This window comes from Gordonia sp. ABKF26, from assembly GCF_041103195.1.
GTDB lineage: Bacteria > Actinomycetota > Actinomycetes > Mycobacteriales > Mycobacteriaceae > Gordonia > Gordonia terrae.
On record NZ_JBGCVZ010000003.1, the window covers coordinates 2,828,801 to 2,852,374 of the forward strand.

The following is a 23,574-nucleotide window of genomic DNA, read 5'->3' on the forward strand; positions in this document are numbered from 1 at the left end:
ATGTGGTTTGCCGAGAACCTCGTCGACGACCACTCGGTGACGGTCGCGCACTACCTCGACATCATCGACGACGGGCGCCCGTTCGATCGCGAACTGTTCCGCCGCGGCGTCCTCGAGGCGGCGCGCGACCTCCAGACGGCATACACCCGCGTCACCGAGGTCGACGGCGCCCCTCAGCAGTACATCGATTACTCCGTCCCCTTCGACGTCATCGACGTCGACCTGCGGGCCGAACCGGATCCCGAAGCGGCCGCCGAGGAGTGGATGCGCACCGACCATCAGCGGTCCGTCGACCTGCTCGCCGACCCGGTCGCCGTCGCCGCGTTCATCCGGGTCACCGACGATCGCACCTACTGGTACATGCGCGGGCACCACATCGCCTTCGACGGATACGGCGCGCTGATGTGCCTGCACGAGGCCGTCGAGCAGTACAACCAGCACCGGGAGCCCGGCGGCGGGGCCGACCCCACCGCCTCCGCACCCGCGCGGATCGGTCACCGTCCGGTGCGTCGCGCCGGCATCGCCGAGGTGGTCGCCGACGACGCCGCGTACCGGCAGAGCACGCGGTTCGAGAAGGATCGAAAATTCTGGTCCGAGCGCGCCGCCGGACTCCCCGAGCGGGTGAGCCTGGCCGCGCATCCCGCGACCACCGGGGTCCGCAACGAGACGGTCGTCTCCGCCGGCCTGCTCGGTCCCGAACTCGACGATGCGCTGCGGAGATGTGCCCGGGACCTCGACGCCTCGGTCGCCGCCATCCTCACCGCCGCGTTCGCCGCGTTCCTCGCCCGCATGTCCGGAAACGACGACATCGTCCTCAGCCTCCCGGTGACCGCGCGGACGACGGCGCGCATCCGGCACTCGGCCGGGATGGTCTCCAACATGCTGCCCCTGCGCGTGAACGGGATCGCCACGGCGACATGTGCCGACGTCGTCTCGGCCGTGACCGCGGAGATCACCGCGGGTCTCCGCCACCAGCGCTATCGCTCCGAGGACATCAGGGCGGCAGCCGGATTCGGTGACACCCTCGGCACGAGTTTCGGTCCGCTGGTCAACCTGCTGCTGTTCGACAAGCCGATCGTGATCGACGGCGCTCGCGTGCGCTACCACATGTTGTCCGCCGGCATGGTGGAAGACCTCGTGATGAACGTCTTCGCGGCCGGCCCGGACGCGCCGCTCGAAGTGGGTCTGCACGCGAACCCCAACCTGTACGAGCCGGCCGAACTCGACATGCACCGCAGGCGACTGTTGCACCTGCTCACGCAGTTCGTGACCGAGCCGCGCCGACCCGTCGCAGACCTCGAGCTCCTGATGGCCGGGGAGTCGGCGACGGTGGACCGCCTCGGTTCCGGCGGACCGGCGATCGTCGTCGGCGACGAGCACGTACTGGCCGCCTTCGATCGCCAGGTCGACTCGACACCCGACGCACCCGCGGTGACGTTCGGTGACACCACCCTGACCTATCGCGAGTTCGAGCGTGCCTGTGCGGAATTCGCAGATCGGTTCGCGGAGCGGGGCGTGCGGCGCGGTGACCGGGTCGTCGTTGCGCTGGACCGGTCGATCGAGCAGGTGTGCGCCGTCTACGCCGCCATCTCGCTGGGTGCGGCCTACGTGCCGCTCGACCCGGCCGAGCCGGAGGAACGTCGCCGGGCGATCACCGCAGCGGTCGGACCGTCGCTCATCGTCGACGCGCAGTTCGTCGCCGACGTCGGCCCGGGGCACGATTCGCCTCGCTCCCGGCGTCGTGACTCTCCTCGTCCGGATGGGCCGACACCGGCGCACCGTGGCCGGCGGGCTCCGGCCGGCCTGCCCGCCTATGTCATCTTCACCTCGGGATCGACTGGCGTCCCCAAGGGCGTCGAGATCGATCATCGGGCGATCGGGCAACGCCTCGCCTGGATGCAGCACGACCACCCGATCGCTGCCGGTGATGCCGTGCTGTACAAGACCCCGGCGACGTTCGACGTATCGGTCTGGGAGTTGCTGTGGCCGTTGCGCGTCGGAGCGCGGATGGTGATCGCGGCACCGGGTGGGCATCGCGACCCCGCCTATCTTCGCGACCTCATCGCACGGTCGGGGGTCACCGTCGTGCACTTCGTGCCGTCCATGCTCGACGCCTACCTCGACGTGGCGCTCGGACCGGAGCGCGAGGATCGGCAGACGGCCGGTGCCCCGGGCCCACGCGAGGCCGCACCGTATCAACGCGTCTCGCTGCCCGATCAGGTGCGCTGGCTGTTCACCTCCGGGGAGGCGTTGCCCGCGCGGCTCGCCCATCGGGCACGGTCGTCGAGTCGCGCCGGACTGGTGAATCTGTACGGACCGACCGAGGCCGCGATCGACGTGACCGCCCAGAGGATCACGACGGATCGTGCGGTCGTGCCGATCGGTCGTCCGGTGCCGGGCACCGTGGTCCGGGTGCTCGACGCCCGGTTGCGTCCGGTCCCGGTCGGCGTCGCCGGCGAGTTGCACCTGGTGGGTGCGCAATTGGCGAACTGTTATGTCGGCGCCCCGGGTCAGACGTCTGCCAGGTTCGTGGCCGATCCGCAGGGCACCGCGGGTGCGCGGATGTATCGCACCGGTGATCTGGTCCGATGGACCGGCGACGGCGAGCTGGAGTACCTCGGACGGACCGATCAACAAATCAAGATCCGGGGCCGGCGGGTGGAACCCGGCGAGGTCGAGGCGGTGATCGCCACGCTTCCGGGCGTCGATGCGGTCGCGGTCGTCGCACGGCACGATCTCGGGCCCGCGCCGGTTCTGGTCGCCTACGTGCGCGCTCGGCGGGAGGTGTTGTCGGGCACTGTCGGCGGCGTGCTGGACGCCGAGGCTGTCCGCGCACACTGCCGGCGGCGGCTCCCCGGCCACATGGTTCCGCTCGGGGTGGTCCTGCTCGACTCGTTTCCGACGACCAGATCGGGGAAGCTCGACCAGCGCGCCCTGCCGGTCCCGGTACTCGGTTCCGGCGCAACCGGTTTCCGGCCGCCGCACACGCCTGCGGAGCGGGCGCTCGTGGGGCTTGTCGAGGAGGCGCTCGGCCGCGACGGGGTCAGCGTCTCGGACAACCTGTTCGCGCTGGGCTCCGACTCGCTGCTCGCCGCCCGGATGGTGTCGCGCGCACGCGTCGACCACGGGCTCGGGATCGCCCTCACCGATGTCTTCGAGGCAGTCGACCTCGCCGATCTCGCCTCGCGTGCGGTGGTCATCCCGGAGTCCGACCAGGCCGCCCCGAGACAGACGCGGTCGATGCCGCGGCCGGCACGAATCCCGCTGTCGCAGGCGCAGACCCGGCTGTGGTTCATCAACCGGATGTCGCCGGCCGAGTCGACCTACAACATGTCGGGGGCGCTGCGCCTGACGGATCCGGTCGATACCGCCGCCCTGCACCGCGCCGTCCTGGATGTCGTGGATCGGCACGAGATCCTGCGTACCGTGTTCCCCGTCGTCGACGGGGAGCCCGAGCAACGAATCCTGGATCCGCAGGTGGCCGCCGATCGCCTTGGTGTGACCGTCGCCGGGAGCGGAGCGAGCGGGACTGGTGTGACCGTCGCCGGGAGCGGAGCGAGCGGGACTGATCTGGCCGCTGCGTTCTCGGCGGTCACGGAGGTGGGATTCGACCTGGCCGAGGAGATCCCGTTCCGGTACCGGGTGGTGACGGGTCATCCGGACGGCGATGTCATCGTGCTGGTGGTGCATCACATCGCGGCCGACGGGCATTCGCTCCGGCCGTTGCTGCGAGATCTGATGACCGCGTACGACAGTCGGCGTACGGGTGAGGTGCCGGATTTCGCGCCCTTGCCGTTGCAGTACGCCGATGTCGCCGTCGAGCGTGCCGAGACGCTCGGCACGCCGGAGTCGCCGTCGCCGGCACTGATCGAGGGTCTGGAGTTCTGGCGTACGGAGTTGCGTGGGGCGCCGGACCTGTTGCAGCTGCCCACCGATCGGCCGCGTCCCCGGGTGATGTCGAGCAGCGGAGCGCACGTCGACACCGTGCTCGGCCCGGAGCTGACCGCCGGTATCCGGCAGCTCGCGAGATCGTTGTCGGCCACCCCGTTCGCGGTGTTCCAGTCCGCCTTGGCGATCACGCTGGGCCGGCTCGCCGCGACCGACGACGTGAGCATCGGGACCGCGGTCGCCGGCCGAGACGATCCGGCGGTCGCCGACCTGGTCGGGATGTTCGTCAACACCGTCGTGTTGCGAACGACCGTGAATCCGGCGGACACCGTCGCCGAGTTCGTCACCGCTGCCCATCGCCGCTGCGCCCGCGCGATGAGTTGCGCCGATGTCCCGTTCGAGCGGGTCGTGGACGCCGTCGCGCCCCATCGATCACCCGCGCATTCGCCGCTGTTCCAGGTCGCGCTGACGGTACAGCCCGACCAGTTGGCCGAGCTGGCGCACTGGACCGGGTCCGCGGCGATCCTCGATGCGCGGGTACCGTCCGCGAAGTACGACGTGACCGTCTCGGTGACCGATCACGCCGATCGTTACGACATCGAAATCGCCTATGCCACCGATCTCTTCGACGCCGCCACGGTGCGGGAGATGGCAGCGCGGCTCGAGTTCGTCCTGGCACAGATGGTGGGGCAGTCGTCCCGGACCATCGGCTCGATCGACCTGCTGCGGCCGGACGAGACGCGCCCCCTGGCGTCGCCGGCCCGCGGCGCGCGTCCGGAACAGACGCTCGCCGGTCTGCTGGCGCGCGGTCTCGCCCGCGCCGACCCCGGCGCGCCGGCCCTGATCGGGGACAGTGTCCTGCGCTGGTCGGAGATCGCGACCACCGCCCATCAGCTCGCCCGGGTCCTGATCGCGCGCGGCATCGGTCCGGGTGACGTCGTCGCCCTGAGTATTCCGCGGTCAACCCGGTCGGTCCTGGCCGTGCTGGGGGTGGCGATGAGCGGTGCCGCCTTCGTGATGATCGATTCCCGTCTGCCCGTCGCGCGCCGCGCCACGATGCTCGCCGACAGTGGGGCGGTACTTCTGATCACGGCGCAGGCGCCGGACGGGGACGACGGCGGCCCGCCCGGCGCCGGGGCGTCGACGATCCCGTCCACGGTCGCCCGCCTCGTCCTGGACGATCTCGAGGTGGATCTGGGCATCGCGGGACGGCCGACGTATCCGGTGGCCGATGCCGAGCGGGTCCGGCCCATCTCCCTCGACGACGTCGCCTATCTGCAGTTCACCTCGGGCTCCACCGGCCGTCCGAAGGCGGCCACGTTGACCCACGCCGGATTCGCCGAGCTGGTCGCCGAGCAGCAGGACCGGCTGGGCGCGACCCCGGACGCGCGCATACTCCATGTCGCCGCATCGGGATTCGATGTCGCGGTCTGGGAGATCGTCTTCGCGGTGTGTTCGGGGGCGCAGCTGGTGATCAGCCCACCCGATGTCTTCGCGGGCCCCGAACTCGAGAACGTCATCGCCCGGCATCGGGTCACCCACACGATCATGACCCCCACCGCGCTCGCCACCCTCGATCCCGCAGCGGTGCCCGAACTCGCGGTCGTGATGGTGGCGGGCGAGGCCTGCCCGCCGGAGCTGGTCTCGAGATGGCACGCGGCGGGTCGCCCGCTGCTGAATCTGTACGGCCCCAGCGAGACCACCATCTGGGCCACCGTCTCCGAACCGCTGCGGCCCGCGGAACCGGTGACCATCGGTGGACCGATCTCCGGAGTGGGCGTCAAGGTCCTCGATGCGTGTCTGCGTCCGGTGCCGAACGGCGTTCTCGGCGAGCTGTATCTGTCGGGACGGGCGCTCGGGCGCGGCTACCACGCTCGTCCCGGACTGACGGCGGCACGCTTCGTGGCCGATCCGTTCGACGAGGGGGGCCGGATGTACCGCACCGGCGACCTCGTCACCCGGACACCGTCCGGTGACATCGTCTACCACGGCCGCAACGACTTCCAGATCAAGATCCGCGGTATGCGGGTCGAACCCGGCGAGGTCGACGGCGTCCTCGCGAGCCACCTCGATGTGGAGACCGCGGTGACCGTCGGGACTTCGACGCCGGCGGGGGAGACGGTCCTGGTGTCGTATGTGACCGCCCCACCTGACCGGCTGCCGGCACCCGAGCACATCCTCGACCACGCGGCTGCTCGTCTCCCGGCACACCTCGTGCCCCACACCGTGGTCGTGCTCGACGAGTTGCCGATGACCCGGACCGGGAAGGTCGACCGGCGTGCTCTGCCCGCGGTGGAGATCTCACCCGCCCGTGAGTACGTCGCGCCACGCAGCCGGCTCGAGGGCGTGGTGGCGCAGATCTTCGCCGATGTGCTAGGCGTGCGGGAGGTGAGCGTCCACGACGGGTTCTTCGAACTCGGTGGCAGCTCGCTGTCGGCGACCAAGGTCGCCTATCGCGTCGAACAGCACATCGGACGTCGCGTGCCGATGTCGGCGCTCTTCGAGAATCCCACCGTGGCGGATTTCGTGGCGGCGGTCGCCACAGCCGATCGGGCGGCCGGCCGGATGCTGACGCCGCGTGACCGCACCCATGTCGTCGACCTCACCGGAGTGCAACGCGGGCTGTGGTCGATCAACCAGATCGATCCGGCGTCGCCCGCGTACAACGTCGGGCTGACCCTGGAACTCGACGGCCGGTTGGACGTCCCCGCCCTCACCGGTGCGGTGGGCGATCTCGTTGCCCGTCACGAGTCGCTCCGGACTCGCTACCCGTTGCACGACGGCGCCCCGGTGCAGCTCATCATCCCGGCCGCAGATGCGGTGCACGCGTTGCGGATTCCGCTGGTCGATCTCGCCGGGGACCGGCTCGACTCGACCGACGGAGACCGGGTGGGCACCGAGGTAGCCGCGGTCGTCGACGCCGGATTCGATCTGACCGGCCCCCCGGCCGTCCGCGCGACGATCCTGCGACTGAGCGCCGACCGACACGTGCTGGTGTTCGTCGTGCACCACATCAACGCCGACGGGGGATCGCTCGCCCCGCTCGCTCGCGACCTCGCCGAGTTCTATGCCACCCGGATCTCGGGCAGGTCGGGATCGGGGAGCGTCGTCGGGCAACGCGTGCAGTTCGCGGACTATGCGATCTGGCATGCCGAGCGCCTGCAGACCGTGCGGCCCGATGGGATGACCGAACGGCAGCGGCAACTCGAATACTGGGGGCGGCGTCTCGACCGGGTGGGGGAGCCGGCGACGATCCCGACCGACCGGCCGCGCCCCGTGGAGCCCCGCCACGTCGGCGGCGTCGTCGATCTCGACATCCCGTCGTCGACGGCGACGATGCTCCGCCAGATGGCCCGGGTGGGCAACACGACCCAGTTCGCCGTCCTGCATGCGGCGCTCGCGGTCCTGATCGGGCGGCTGTCGGGCAGCGACGACATCGTCATCGGCACCCCGTTCGCCGGCCGCGATGATCCCGCCCTGACCGACATGGTGGGAATGCTCGCGACCACGGTGCCACTGCGGACGCGGCTGCGCCTGGACGAGCCGTTCGCGGACCTGTTGCGGCGAGTGCACACCGACGACTTCGCCGACCTGGGGCACACCGACGTGTCTTTCGACGAGATCGTCGATCACCTTGCCCGCGCCGACCGCGGGGCGGTGCGTCGCGGACGCCGTAATCCGTTGTTCTCGGTGATGATCGCGTATCAGAACCTCGAGTTCCCGGACGTCGAACTCGACGGTCTGCACGTCCGCCCGCGGTTGCCCGCCTCGTTCCCGGCCAAGGTGGATCTCGAGGTCATGCTCTATCCCGGTGATCCGGACGGCGTCGACCGAAACGGTGCCCTCGGCGGGCAGATCGCCTTCGACACCGATCTGTTCGACCCGGGCACGGTGGCGCTGTTCGCCGAGCGCTACCGGAATCTGTTGACCGACATCGTGTCGCGGCCCGACATCGCGGTCGGGGACCTCGCGCTCTGGGAGGAGGCGACGCCGGGCCCCGGCGAGGCCGAGGACGCGCGTCCGCTGTACGAGATCGTGTCGGAGGTGGCGGCCGTCGCTCCCGACACCGTCATCGGTGTCGCGGGGGCGCCGCAGGTGACCTTTGCCGATCTCGAGGCAACCGCTGTGGCGATGTCGATCTCGGTTCCCGACGATGATCCGGCGGAGGCGCTGACGATCGCCGTGGCAACGCTTCTGGCCGACGCCGACCGGTCGATCGACGACGTCTTCGAAAGCGTGCGAACCGCTGCCGACGCCGTGCTGCGACGGGACGCGGATGCCGGATCGGGTGCGGTCCCGCGAAATCGTGTGGGACCCGCGTGACGTCGGACACCTCGATTCCCCGCGCCTCGACGGGGTCCGCCCCGTCGTCGCCGCGTCCGTCGGCGCTGCGCTCGCTCGCGCTCGCCGCGACCCATGCGGGCGACGACGTCGCGATGACCGGTGTGGCCGGCCCGGTGTCGTTCCGTGCCCTTCACCGCAGGGTGTCGGCGTCGGCGATCACCCTGGCCCGACGGGGTGTCGCGCCCGACGCCGCCCTGCGTGCGACTCTGACCGCGCTCATGCCACGCGCCGGGCTGAGTGGTTCGCAGCTCGCCGCCGCGGCCGCGGAGATCGTCGTCGAACTCGACCGCCGTTTCGACGGGATCCTGGGTGTCGGTGACCGCGAATCGCTACCGGGACTCTTCCGGATCGCCGCGCGGCGGCGGGCCGACGCCGTCGCCCTCACCGACCTCGACGGGGCGTCGCTCACCTACCGGGAACTCGACGAGCGGTCGGAGCAGATGGCCTCGGCCCTCGTCGCCCGCGGTGCGGGACCCGAGACCCTCGTGGGCGTCGCGCTGCCGCGATCGGCGGACCTCGTCGTGGCGCTGCTGGCGGTACTGCGGACCGGCGCGGCCTATCTGCCCCTCGATCGCACCCACCCGGTCGCGCGGCTGACCGGGATCGTCGAGGACGCGTCGCCGGTGGTCGTGCTGGCCGACGCCGAGACGGTCGAGGCCTGGGCGGGGATGTCCGCGCCGCTGTGCACACCGCAGGACCTGTTGGCGCAGCACGAGATCCGCGCGGGCGGTGCATCGCCGTCCCCGCTGCCGGATCATGTGAGTCCGCAGGCGTGCGCGTACGTGATGTACACCTCCGGATCCACCGGACGGCCGAAGGGCGTCGTCGTCACCCACGACAACGTGGTGTCGCTGCTGGCAGCCCTCGACACCGTCGTGGAGAGCACTCCCGAGGACGTGTGGTCGTTGTTCCACTCCTACGCGTTCGACGTGTCGGTGGGTGAGATCTGGGCCGCCCTGCGCGCCGGTGGACATCTCCTCGTACTCGATCACGCGACGACACGCGCCCCCGACGACGTGGTCGAGGCCTTCGACCGGCACGGGGTCACGATCGTCAACTTCACCCCGTCGTCGTTCTATCAGTTCGCCGCGGTCGTTCGCCCGCCCCATGGTCGACGGTTGCCCGACTCCGTTCGGCGACTGCACTTCTCGGGAGAGCTGCTCGACTACGAGCAGGTGCGGAAGTGGCAGTCGGACCGGGCCGACGACGGGTCGGCGACCCGTCCCGGCGCCGACGCCGCGGGTCCGCAGCTGAACAACATGTACGGTCCCACCGAGACGACCGTCTACATGACCCGCCGCGAACTGACGCGTGCGTTCGTCGACGGGGCGACCGCCTCGGACATCGGGACGCCGCTGCTCGGTTCGCGGGTGCACGTGCTCGACGGTCGGCTCGCCCCGGTGCCCGACGGGGTGCCCGGCGAACTGTACGTCTCGGGCACGCAGGTCACCCGTGGATTCCTGCACCGGCACGGTCAGACGTCCACGCGGTACGTCGCTGATCCGTTCGGTCCGCCGGGTGGCCGGATGTATCGCACGGGCGACGTCGGTGTGTCCCGCAACGGGTCCATCGAATTCGTGGGACGACGCGACGGCCAGGTGAAACTCCGCGGCTTCCGCATCGAACTCGGCGAGGTGGAATCGGCGATGTCGGCGCTCGACGGTGTCGATGCGGCGGGGGCGGACATCCGCACGCTCGGGGACACCGAACACCTCGTCGGCTACCTGGTGGCCACCGACGGAAGCGGCGAACCGGCCACCGCCGGTGTCCACGGCTCGTCTTCCGTCGGGGCGATGACGCTGCCGGAGAACGAGATCCGAGCGCGACTCGCGACGGCGGTGCCCGACTACATGGTGCCCACCCGGTTCGTCCGGCTTCCGCGACTCCCGCTCACCGTGAACGGCAAGCTCGATCGAGGCGCCCTGCCCGACCCGGCGTCCGGGGACGACGGCCCGATCGTCGCCGAGCCGCCCGCCACCGCCACCGAGGCCGCTCTGGCCGAGCTCGTCGCCGAGATCCTGGGCGTGCGCGACGTCGGAGTCACCACCTCGCTGTTCGATCTCGGCGGAAACTCACTGACCGCAACCCGGGTGGCGGCCCGGGCAACCGAGCGGTTCGACACCACGGTCTCCGCGCGAGCGGTGTTCGCCGATCCCACGGTTCGCGGTCTGGCGGCGGTCATCGACGATCAGGACGACGGAGAGTCCGGGGGGTCCGGTGCGCCCGCGCATCCGGTGACCCGGCGCCGGATTCCGCTGACTCGGGTCGACCGCGACGGGGTGCTCCCGCTGTCGCCCGCGCAGCGACGTATCTGGTTCCTGGAGACCCTGGACCCGGGCGGGGCCGGTTATCTCATCCCCGCGGTCCTCCGACTGAGTGCCGCGCCGGACCCGGGTCCCGGCGCCGGCCGCCGTTCCCCGGACCCGGTGGTGGTCGCCGCCGCGCTCGCGGATCTACTTGCCCGACACGAGGTTCTCCGCACGCGGTTCGTGTCGGTGGACGGTGTCCCCGAGCAGGTGATCGCACCGGCCGGGGACGCCCGACACGACGTCCGGGTGGTGCCCCCGATCGACATGCGCGGCGCAAACGAGACCGACATCTCCGCCACTATCGCCGAGATCACCAGCCGGGGTTTCGATCTCGAGGACATCGCGCCGGTCCGGGCCCGGCTGCTCCGCGTCGCCGACGACGACATGATCCTCGTCCTGGTGGTGCATCACATCATCAGCGACGGTGGTTCGGTCGCGCCGATGGTCACCGACTTCGTCACCGCCTACGAGGCACGCCTGGCCGGGCGGGAGCCCGGCTGGGCGCCGCTGCCGGTCCATTACGCCGACTACGCGGTGTGGCAGCACCAGCGGCTCGGGGACACCGCCGATCCCACGTCGCTCGCGGCGCATCAACTCGAGTACTGGCGCGCCGGTCTGGCGGGGGCACCGGAGCTCATCGAGTTGCCGGTGGATCGGCCGCGGGCGCCGGTCCGCAACGACTCGGGTGCGGAAGTGTCCTCGACGTTCGACGCGGTCACCTGGAACAGTCTGCGAGATCTGGCCGGCCGACACGGCGCGACGATGTTCATGGTCGTCCACGCGCTGCTCGCGGTCACACTCGTCCGGTCCGGTGCCGGCGAGGACATCGTCATCGGGACCCCGGTGGCCGGGCGCGGCGAGCGCGATCTGGATCCGCTGATCGGGATGTTCGTCAACACGCTCGCGCTGCGAAGCCGGGTGCCTCGTGACGTCGCGTTCGACGACCTGCTCGACGTCATCCGCGACATCGATGTCGTCGCACTCGATCACGCCGACCTCCCGTTCGAGACCGTCGTCGACGAGGTCGTCGCGGTGCGCAACACCGCACATCCGCCCCTCGTCCAGGTCGCCCTCGCGTTCCAGAACGCGACTCGGCCCGCGGTCGAGTTGCCGGACCTCGTCGTCGCCGAGATCGAGGCTCCGGTCACCACGGCCAAGGTCGACCTGCAGGTCACCGTCCTCGACGAACCGGGCCGCCCCGCCGACGACGACACCCGCGTGATCATCACCTATGCGACCGCCCTGTTCGACGCCGACACCGTGGACGCATTCCTCCGGCGGATGGTCGCCCTCGCGCGAGCCGCCGCGGTCGACCCGCACCTGCCAGTGGGTGACCTGCCCACCGGGGACGACGAATCCGGCGCGGTGGTCGCCGCGCCGGGCGTGGCGTCGTCGCGGTCGACCCTGGCAGACCTGTTGGACGCGGCGATCTCGATGAACCCCGGCGGCGTCGCGGTCACCGAGAACGGACGGCACCTGACCTATGGCCGCCTCGACGCCGAGACGCGACGGCTGGCCGCCGTACTCCGAGCGCGCGGCGCCGGACCGGGCACCGTGATCGCCTTGGCCACACCGAGATCGCTCGCGGGCATGGTCGGGTTCTGGGCGATCGCGCGCACGGGTGCGGCCGTGGCGCCCATCGATCCCGCCCTGCCGGTCGAGCGCCTGCGCCACATGCTGGACACCGTCGACGCGCGCCTCGGGATCACCTCGGCCGCAGTCGTCGCCGAGCTGTCACCATCCGGCCCGGTGTCATTCGGCCCGCTCGCTCCGCTCCCGGCGCCGGTGGAATGGATCGTCGTCGAAGACCACCTCGGGATCGACGGGGCCGGGGGCGGCGTGCCCGGGAACGTCTCGACCGGAGTCGAGGCGACCACTCGTCCAAGACCCGACGAGACCGCCTACGTCATCTTCACCTCCGGGTCGACGGGCCGGCCGAAAGGCGTCGCGGTCACGCACCGAGGGTTGGCCGACCTGGTCGCCGATGCCCGCCTCAGATTCGAACTCACGCCGTCCGCGCGCGTACTCCGCTTCGCGGCACCGGGTTTCGACGCCGCGGTCTTCGAGACACTGGTCGCGGTGGCGGCCGCATCGACGATGGTCGTGGTACCGGACGGAGTGACGGGCGGCGGCGAACTCGCGGCGATCCTGCGCCGGGAGCACGTCACCCACGCGACCATCACCCCGACCGCGCTGGCGACGGTGTCCGACGTGCTCGCCGACACGGAGTCGGAGGTGTCGTCTGCCGGCGGCTTCCCTGATCTCGAGGTCATCTGCGTGGCCGGCGACGTCTGCTCGCCGGAACTGGTCCGGGCCTGGTCGCCCGGTCGCGTGATGCGAAACCTCTACGGCCCCACCGAGACCACCATCTGGGCGACGTCGTCCGAACCGATGCGCCCGGACTCACCGGTCACCATCGGCGGTCCGATCGCCGGGATCACCGTCGCGGTGCTCGATCCGCGCCTGCATCCCGTTCCGGCCGGGGTGACCGGTGAGCTGTACCTGGCCGGTTCCGCGCTCGCCGCCGGCTACCTCGGCCAGACTGTGCTCACCGCCGAACGGTTCGTCGCGGCCCCGTTCACAACCACCGGGCTCGGTGCGCCAGGAGAGCGGATGTACCGCACCGGGGACCTCGTCCGGTGGCGCATGCGAAACGGTCGATGGGCGCTGGACTTCCTCGGCCGCAGCGACTTTCAGGTCAAGATCCGCGGCTTCCGGATCGAACTCGGTGAGATCGACGCCGTCCTCGGCGAGCACGAGTCGGTGGATTTCTCGACGACCGCCGGAGTCGAGCACCCGACGTCGGGAGAGACGGTCCTCGTCTCCTGGGTCCACGGTGTCGCCGGCGTCGCGCCCGACCCCGGGGAAGTGGCGGCCCACGCGGCGCGTCGGCTGCCCGCCCACATGGTGCCCACCGCCATCCTGCCGCTCGACGAGATCCCGCTGACGGCCACCGGAAAGCTCGACAGCAGAGCACTGCCGACGCCGCGGTTCGGCGGGGAGGTCCGCGTCCCGCCGGAAACGGCGACCGAGCAGACGGTCGCGACGGTCTATGCCCAGGTGCTGGGACTCGACGCCCAGGAGGTGTCGGCGGAGGCGTCGTTCTTCGATCTCGGCGGGACATCGCTGTCGGCGACCCGGGTCATGGCACGCCTGGGAGTCGCACTCGGGGTCGAGATATCGGTGCGGGCGCTGTTCGAGACGCCCACCGTCCGCGCGCTGGCCGCTGCCGTCGACGCCGGGGAACACGCCGGCAGCGACCTGCCGGCACTCGAGGCCATCCGCCGGCCGCACCCGGTGCCCCTCTCGTACGCGCAGCGCCGGATGTGGTTCCTCAACCAGTTCGACCCGGAGTCGACCGCCTACGTGATCCCGATCGTGGTCCGCCTGCGCGGCGACCTCGACGTGCCCGCGATGCGCGCGGCGATCCTCGATGTCGTCGACCGGCACGAGGTACTGCGCACGGTCTACCCGACGGGGACTCCCGACGCCGACGCCGCCGATCCCTCGGACGCCGTGGCGAACGGGGCCGGACGGCCCGATGGCGCCGTGCCGGTCGGTGTCGAACCCGTGGCGCTCGTGCTGGACGACTGGGCGGGACGGCTCTCGATCGGCCACACGGTGATCACGCCGCGGGCCGTCCCATCGTCCGACGAGGTCGTGGACCAGGAGATCCACGAGCTCGTCGCAGCCGCGTTCGACGTGACGGTCGACCTGCCGGTGCGTGCTCGCATCGTCTCCGTGTCGCCGACCGAACACGTACTCGTGATCGCGCTGCACCACATCGCCGCCGACGGTGAGTCGGCGCCGGTGCTGGCGGCGGAGATCGCCCGCGCCTACCGGGCGCGACGATCGGGTCGGGCGCCCGACTGGCCGGCCCTGCGGTTCCAGTACGCGGATTACGCGGTGTGGCAACGACACCGGCTCGGTGACGCCTCCGACCCCGAATCCCTGATGGCACGACAGCTGCGGTTCTGGGCCGAACGGCTCACCGGCCTGCCCGACGTGCTCCCGTTGCCGACGGACCGGCCCCGTCCCGCCGTGCCCGACGGGCGGGCGGCCACGGTGCGGTGGTCGCTGCCGGCGTCGACCGTCACGCAACTGCGGCGGCGAGCAGCGGCCCGACGAGCCACCCTGTTCATGGTGGCCCACACGGCCACCGCCGCGGTGCTCGCGCGCCTGACGTCGACGACCCGGATCGCGGTGGCCACACCGGTCGCCGGCCGCGGCCGTGCGGAGATCGACCAGCTGATCGGCATGTTCGTCAACACCGTCGTCCTGTCGGTCGACGTCGAGCCGCACCTCACCGTCGCCGCCTTGCTCGAGCAGGTGAAGAGCGCCGACCTCGCGGCATTCGACAACGCCGACGTCCCGTTCGAGCGCGTGATCGACGCCGCCGACCCTCGGCGGATCGAGAACGTGGAACCGCTCGCGCAGGTCCTGCTCGTCCACACCGTCAACGGCGACCCCACCCTCGGTGCACTCGACGATCTCGACGCCGAGTTCGTCGAACTCGAGGACACCGTCGCGAAGTTCGACCTCGCCATCGGCTTCCGCGAGACCTCGGACGGCGGGCTGACCGGCTCGATCACCTATACCACCGCGCTGTTCGACGCGGCGACCGCGGAGACCATCTCCTCGGCGCTGTCCTCGGTCCTCGCCGCCCTCGCCGCCGACGCGGACCTCCCGGTCGCCGACATCCCGATCCTCACGACGGCCGAAGCCGCGGCCCAGCAACAGCTCTCGATCGGACGCGCCGTCGTCCTGCCGGACCTCACGGTGCCGGCGGCGATCGCGGCCGCCGACCAGCTGCGATCTCCGGACGCCATCGCGCTGCGCTGCGGCGAGCGCTCTCTCACCCATCGCGAGTTCGCCGCGCGGGTGGCCGCTCTCGCACGGGAACTCATCGGTCTCGGGGTCGGCCCGGAGGACTGCGTCGTGGTGTGCATGCCCCGGTCGGTCGAACTGGTCGTCGCGGTCCATGCGGTCCTCACCGCCGGCGGTCAGTACATGCCGGTGGCACCCGATGCACCGGCCGACCGCGTCCGCTACATGGTCGACACCTCGCGCGCGACGATCGCGCTGGTATGCGACGAACGGGTACCCGCCGCACGCGTTGTCCCGCGCACCCTCCTGGTGGACGCCGGAAGCCCCGTCGCCCTCGACACGGTGCCGGTCGACGACGACGAACGCCGGTCGGTGCTGCGCCCCGAGCACGCGGCCTACACCATCTTCACCTCGGGCTCGACCGGCCGGCCGAAGGGCGTCACGGTCGGTCACCGCGCCGTGCTGAACCGCTTGCGGTGGGGGGTGGACGAATTCGGGATCGGACCGGACGACTCGATCCTGCTGAAGACGCCCGTCACCTTCGACGTGTCGGTGCCCGAACTGCTGACCCCGGCGCTGACCGGCGCCCGGCTGGTCATCGCGCCTGAGGACGCGCACCTGGACCCGCACTCGATGGCGCGCCTCATCGATGCCGAACAGATCACCACGGTGCACTTCGTGCCCTCGCTGCTCGCGGTTTTCATCGGTGAACTCCAGCCCGCTCGCTCCGCTCCCGGCGCGGGTGCGATTCGGCCCGCTCGCTTCGCTCCCGGCGCGGGTGCGATTCGGCCCGCTCGCTTCGCTCCCGGCGCCGCCGGGCGCCCACTTCTGCCGACCCTGCGCCACCTCTACTGCTCCGGTGAGGCGTTGCCGCCGGCCGTGCTGCAGTCGACGCGCGCCGCGCTTCCACATGTTCGCGTCTCCAACCTGTTCGGTCCGACCGAAGCCGCCGTCGAGGTCACCGCGGCGACGCCGCACCCCGACGCGGTGGTGGTGCCGATCGGACGACCGGTGTGGAACACCCGGACGTTCGTCCTCGACGCGCGGCTGCGTCCCGTGCCCGCCGGCATCACCGGTGAGTTGTACCTCGGTGGTGTCCAGCTCGCGCGCGGCTACGCAGGCCGGCCCGACCTCACCGCCGAGCGTTTCGTCGCCGATCCCGCCGGCGGCGGAGCGCGGCTGTACCGAACCGGCGATCTGGTCCGACGCAACCGCTCCGGCGACCTGGAGTACCTGGGACGCAGCGACTTCCAGGTCAAACTCCGCGGTCAGCGGATCGAGCTCGGTGAGATCGAGGCGGTCCTGGCGACGGTCGACGGTGTCCGCCAGGCCGTGGTCACCGTCGCGAGCACCCCGGGCGGTTCGGAACACCTGGTGGGCTACCTCATCGCGCCGGACGGCGGCGGAACGAACGGGGATGAGGTCGTCGGACGCGCACGAGAGGCGGTGACCGCGTCGCTGCCGGCGTACATGCGTCCGGCCCACTGGGTCTCGTTGACCGAGGCCCCGCTCGGCAGCACCGGCAAACTGGACCGCAAGTCGCTGCCCCTTCCGCGTTTCGATCTGTTGTCGGGGACCGAGGACAGCGACTCTGCTCCCGTCGGTGAGTCGGAACAGATGGTCGCCGCCATCGTCGCGTCGGTGCTCGGGCTCGAGGACGTGCCGCTGACCCGTTCGTTCTTCGAACTCGGCGGGGACTCGATCGCGTCCATCCGGCTCACGTCGATGTTGCGCGCAGCGGGGCTGCACCTCACCCCGCGCGATGTGTTCACGGCGTCGACGATCCGTGAGCTCGCCGGCGCCGCACGAACGGAGCCGGTCGCTGTCCTCGACGAATTGCCCGGCGGCGCAGTCGGTCCGGTCGAGCTGACACCGGGGGCGGCGTGGATGCTCGAACTCGCCGACGGACCGGACGACATCGCGGACTTCTCGCAGAGCACCGTGCTCACACTTCCTGTCGAGGCCGACGAGCCGGCGATGCGGGCGGTGGTGACCGCGGTCGCCGCAGCCCACCCGATGCTCACCGCGTCGTTGCGCCTCGACGCCGATGGCTCGCCGACGATCCTGGCCGGCGACGGCGACCCCGGTGACGTCACGGTCGAGATCCTCGACCGTGCCGACGTCCCCGGCGCCGGGACGACTTCGTCGCCCGTGGTGGACGACGCCATCCGCGCCGCGCATTCGCGAGCTCTCGCGACCTTGTCGCCGGCCGACGGGCGATTGCTCGCCGCGGTCGGTGTCCGGTTCGCCGACGGTACCGGCCGGGTGCTCGTCGCGGCCCACCACCTCGGTGTCGACGCCGTGTCGTGGCCGACCATCGTGTCGGGTCTGGGTCGCGCGTGGTGGCAGTACCGGAACGGGGAGTCGCCGGCCCTCACCGCGCCGGGCACCTCGTTCCGGCGCTGGTCGGGCGTCCTGTCCGAACTCGCCGACCGGACAGCGGAGATCGACTGGTGGACGCGACAACTGCCGCCTGTGCCGCCGGAATTGGCCATCGACCGAGCCCGGGACCGACTCGCCACCACGGTCTCGGTGATCCGCAGCGTCGAGCCCGGTCTCGCCGAGCGGGTGCTGGGCACGGTCACCGAGTCGTTCGGCGCGCGCCCGGACACCGTGCTGGCCGCAGCGCTCGCGCTCGCGGTCCGGGAGTCGGTGCCGGCCTCGGGTCCGGTGTCGATGATGATCGAGAACCATGGCCGCGACGAGAGCATCGCGTCCGGCGCCGACCTGGCCGAGACGGTCGGGTGGTTCACCTCGTTCGTCCCGGTGAGTGTCGATGTCCCGGGAGTCGCGTGGGCCGGGAGTTCGACCGGCCCGGTCGAGACCGACGCCACCCCGGGTCGTCGGCTGGCGGCGATGGTCAAAGCGCTCAAGGACACCCAGGCCCGCATGCCGGACAACGGGATCGCCTTCGGCCCCCTGCGCTGGTCGCGTCCCGACTCACCGTTGCGGGGTCGGCCCCTCCCGCCGATCACGGTGAACTATCTGGGTCTGCTGGGTGCCGGCGCCGGGAGCGGAGCGAGCGGGCCGAGTGGTGGCGGCGCCGGGAGCGGAGCGAGCGGGCCGAATCACACCGGCGCCGGGAGCGAAGCGAGCGGGCCGAACATTCCTGGGGATGCCGGTATCGACATGGCTGCAACGGAATTCGCTCCGGCGGCGGACGCGCCCTCGCTTCCACCGTCGGTCCGCGGAGACATGGTGGCGCTGGCCGCGCTCACCGTGACGGCGGGCTCGTTGGCGACTGCACGCGGTCGTGAACTGAGGGTGGACCTCACCGCGCCGGCGGGGGTGTTCGACGAGTCCGCTCTGGCCGGTATCGCCGATCGCTGGGAGGCGGCGCTGTCGTCGCTCGCCGCGTATGTCGACGACGTGGGCGATCCGGGCCTCAGCGAAACCGACGTGATCGGCGGGCTGGATCAGTCCGACATCGACCATGTGCTCGCCATCCGGTCGAGCACACCACGCTCGCGCGTCGGGTACGCGATCTGGCCGCCGACGCCATTGCAACACGGCTTGTTCTACGAGGCGGAGCGCCTGGTCGGCGCCGATCCCTATGTGACCCAGTCGATCATCGAGTTCGACGGCAATCATCCCGTCGACACCATCCTGCCGGCGATCCGGGAACTGCTGGCCAGGCAACGCGTCCTGCGTTCGGGTTTCACCCGCACTCCGTCCGGCCGTCTGGTCGTGGTCGTTCCGCCGGGCGACGATCCCATGGTCACGGAGCCGGACTTCCGTGGGGTGGACCTGCAGGATCTGAGCATGGCCGAGGCGGCAGCGCGGATCGTCCGGATCGCCGACGAGGATCTGCGCCGCCCGTTCGTACTGGACGACCCGCCGCTCATCCGGTTCTCCGCGGTGTCGCATGACACGGTGACGGGTCCGGCGCACACGCTGGTCATCACCGCGCACCACATCATCCTGGACGGCTGGTCGGGCCCGATCCTCGTCGCCGACCTCCTCGCGGCACATCTGGGCCGGCCGGCGATCACACCGGCCGCCGACTTCGAGTCCTACCTCGCGTGGCTCGACGGACGCGACCGCGAGGCCGCCGTGGCCGCCTGGCGTGAACATCTCGTCGACTTCGGACCGACCCTGCTCGCTCCGCAGGAACACCCCGGCACCGACGATGGACCCCGCCGCCACGAGGTGACCGTCCGGGTTCCCGCGGACCGCCGGGCGGCGGTGGAACGAACCGTACGCCGGTTGGGCACGACGACGAGCACGATGCTGTATGCGGCGTGGTCGATCGTGCTGTCCCGTTTCACCGGGGAGCAGCGGGTCGTCTTCGGCGAGACGGTGTCGGGGCGGCCCGCCGATCTCGACGGTGCCGACGGCATGATCGGGCTGTTCATCAACACCGTGCCGGTGGCAGCCGACGTCGATCCGCGTCAGACGCTGGCCGGACTCATCGGTGAGTTGCACCGCGCGCGGGCGCGGATGCTGGACCACCAGTTCGTCGGGCTCGGCGACATCACCGCCGCGACGGGGCATCCGAGGCTCTTCGACACCCTCGTGGTCTTCGAGTCGTACCCCGTCGACGTGGACACGGTGGTGGAGGGGTCACGGACCTCGGGCCTGGAGATCCGCGACGTGAGCACCGCCGATGCCACGCACTATCCGCTGGCACTCATCGCCGCGCCGGAGGGCGACGACCTCTGTCTGACGGTCAAGGCGGACCTGGCCCTCGTCGGCGACGGGGTCGCCGAGGTGGTCGCGGCCACGCTCACCGATGTTCTGGATGCGGTGCTCGACGATCCGACGCTGCCGGTGGCGGCGCTCGATCCGATGCCGGCGGCCATGCGCTCGACGGTCGAGGGTTGGTCGCGTGGTGTGGGTGTGGGGTTGGGGTGGTCGGGTCGTTCGGTGGGGTCGGTGGTTGCTGAGCGGGTGGGGTTGTCGGTGGGTGATGTGGCGGTGTGGGTGGGTGAGCGGGTGGTGTCGTATGGGGAGTTCGGTGGGTTGGTGGGGGGTGTGGCGCGGGAGTTGGCGGGGTTGGGTGTGGGTGTGGATTCGGCTGTGGGTGTGGTGATGTCGCGGTCGTTGGAGTTGTTGGTGGCGGTGCATGCGGTGGTGGCTGTGGGTGGTCGGTATGTGCCGGTGGAGGTGGATGCGCCTGCGGAGCGGGTGGGGTTCATGTTGTCGACGGCTGGTGTGGGTGTGGTGGTGGTGCGTGCGGGTGATGTGGGTGGGGGTGATGTGTTTTCTGGCGTTGAGGACGTTGAGGACGTTGAGGGTGTTGGGGGTGTGCGGCGGTTGGTGGTGGATTGTGGTGAGGGGGTGGGTGTTTCGGGTGTTGGGGGTGCGGGGTTGTTGGGTGGGGTGGTGTCGGGTGTGGGGGAGGTGCCGGGTGGTGCGGGTGTGTACACGTTGTTCACGTCTGGGTCGACGGGGCGGCCGAAGGGTGTGACGGTGTCGCAGGCTGCGGTGGTGAATCGGTTGGGGTGGATGCAGTCGTTGTTCGGGTTGGAGCAGCGGGATGTGGTGTTGTGGAAGACGCCGGTGTCGTTTGATGTGTCGGTGTGGGAGTTGTTTTGGCCGTTGATGGTTGGTGCGTCGGTGGTGGTGGCGGAGCCGGGTGGTCATCGGGATCCGTGGTATGTGGCGTCGGTGGTGGAGCGGTTCGGGGTGTCGGTGTGTCATTTTGTGCCGTCGATGTTGTCGGTGTTTGTGGATGCGTTGCGGGATTCGGGTGTGGGGGATTCGGGTGTGGTGGGTTCGGGTCGGCGGGGTGTGGCTGGGTTGGGGTCGTTGCGTGAGGTGTTTTGTTCGGGTGAGGCGTTGGGTGTGGGTGCGGTGGAGGGTTTGCGGGGGTTGGTGCCGTCGGTGCGGGTGGTGAATTTGTATGGGCCGACTGAGGCTGCGGTGGATGTGACGTCGTATGTGGTGGCTGGTGGTGAGGTGGTGGTGCCGATTGGTCGGGCGGTGCCGAATGTGTCGGTGTGGGTGTTGGATTCGCGGTTGCGTCCGGTGCCCGTGGGTGTGGTGGGTGAGTTGTATCTGGGTGGTGTGCAGGTGGCGCGGGGGTATGCGTCGCGGGCGGGGTTGACTGCGGAGCGGTTTGTGGCGGATCCGTTTGGTGGGGTGGGTGTGCGGTTGTATCGGACGGGTGATCGGGTGCGGTGGAGTGGTATGGGTGAGTTGGAGTATGTGGGGCGTGTTGATTTTCAGGTGAAGTTGCGGGGGCAGCGGGTTGAGTTGGGGGAGATCGAAACCGTCCTCGCCGGCGCCGACGACGTGGTCGCCGTGGCGGTGGTGGTGCGCGACGACCGACTGGTCGCCTATGTCGCCGGCCCGGAGGGGTCTGCGGTACCGCGGATACGAGAGCACGCTGCCCGCCGGCTCGCGTCGTACATGGTGCCCGACACGGTCGTGGTGCTGGATGCGCTGCCGCTGAACACGGCGGGCAAGGTCGACCGTAAGGCGCTGCCCGCACCGGACTTCGTCTCCGCTGCACGGGTCGAACCCGACACCGACACGGAACGAGCCATCCTGGCCATCGTCGCCGAGGTGCTCGGGCGCGAGCGGGACGCCCCGGCCATCTCGGTGGTGGACAGCTTCTTCGAGATCGGCGGGCACTCGCTGTCGGCAACTCGGGTTGCCGCGCGCATCGCACACGTCTTCGGTGTCCGGTTCGGCGTGCGCGAACTGTTCGACGCGCCGACGGTGCGGACGATGGCCGCGTATGTCGATGCCATGTTCGTCGATCGCGGGGGTCGCCGGGCCGGCATCGTCCCGGTCACGGACACAACGGAATTGGGGTCCGTCCCGCGTCCCGCACGTCCGCCGCTGTCGACCGCACAGCAGCGCATGTGGTTCATCAACCAGTTCGACCCGACGTCATCCGCCTACAACATCCCGATCGCGCTGCGCGTGCAGGGGCGTCTCGACGTGGTCGCTCTCCGCGCGGCGCTGGCCGATGTGATGGAGCGGCACGAGGTCCTGCGGACGCGATACCCGCAAGGCGCCGACGGCCGGCCGTGGCAGGACGTCGCCCCGGCATCGGAGATCACCGTCGATCAGTGGTGGCGGAACACCGGCGTGGACACGTTGTCCGCGGAACCGTTCGACGTCACCCGCGACCTGCCGATCCGGGCGGGGATCGCCGATTCCGTCCCGACTCGGGACCGTCCCGACGACCAGGTGCTGGTCGTCGTCGTGCATCACATCGCAGCCGACGGCGAGTCCATGGTGCCGCTCGTCGACGATCTCCTGCAGGCCTACCGCTCTCGAGTCGCCGGTGTCGCGCCGGTCCGCGCTCCGCTGGCGGTGCAGTACGCGGACGTGGCCCTGTGGCAGCAGCGGGCACTGGGCTCGGTGGACGACCCGGCCTCCGAGCTCGGTCGACAGGCCCGCTGGTGGCGGAGTCGGCTTGCCGACCTACCCGAGGTCCTCGAACTGCCCGCCGACCGGCCCCGGCCGCCGGTGGCGTCTCACCGCGGTGCGGTGGTGGAGTTCGATCTCCCGGATGACCTGGCGCCTCGGATCGAGCAATTCGCCCGGACCCACGGTGTGACGGTCTTCATGGTGCTGCATGCGTCGGTCGCCGTCGTGCTCGCCCGTCTGTCGGGTACCTCGGACATCGCGGTGGCTTCGCCGGTCGCCGGCCGTGGGCGGGCCGAGCTCGACGCCCTGATCGGGATGTTCGTCAACACCCTGGTGCTGCGCACCTCCGTCGATTCCGCGGCGACATTCGGTGAGATGGTTCGGCTGGTGCGGGACACCGATCTCGACGCGTTCGCGGCGGCGGACGTGCCCTTCGAGTACCTGGTCGAGGCGCTGGCACCCACTCGCAGCGAGGCCTTCGCCCCGCTGGCCCAGGTGCTGCTGACCCTGGAGCAGACGTCGGTGGGGGAACTGACGGCACCGGGCCTGACGCTCACGCCCGTCGATGCCGGTCCGCCGGCCGCCCGGTTCGACCTGATGATCGGGATGACCGCCGACCGGGACCCCGATGGTGCCCTCGCCTCGCTGGCCGGCCGGATCGTCTACGCGACCGACCTCTTCGACGCGCGCACGGCGCACCGCGTCGCTGCCCGCATCGTCGATGTTCTCGACGCGGGCCTCGCCGATCCCGAGGTGATCGTCGGCGACATCGATCTCGTGGACGAGGGGGAGCGCGCCGCCATCGAGGGTTGGTCGCGTGGTGTGGGTGTGGGGTTGGGGTGGTCGGGTCGTTCGGTGGGGTCGGTGGTTGCTGAGCGGG

2 protein-coding genes (1 of these 2 running past the window's edge) are annotated in these 23,574 nt (G+C 70.7%); both read left to right on the forward strand.

What is annotated here, in order from left to right:
• A complete protein-coding gene (locus tag AB4Z55_RS13200; RefSeq protein WP_369519856.1) occupies window positions 1-8,211 on the forward strand; it encodes an amino acid adenylation domain-containing protein in 8,211 nt (2,736 codons plus the stop codon).
• Window positions 8,208-23,574, forward strand: partial view of a non-ribosomal peptide synthase/polyketide synthase gene (locus AB4Z55_RS13205; RefSeq protein ID WP_369519857.1) — the 5' portion only. The gene runs 11,243 nt beyond the window's last position; the window shows 15,367 of its 26,610 coding nt (coding positions 1-15,367); it begins with the start codon at window positions 8,208-8,210; the stop codon falls past the right edge of the window. The genes AB4Z55_RS13200 and AB4Z55_RS13205 overlap by 4 nt, the downstream gene beginning before the upstream one ends.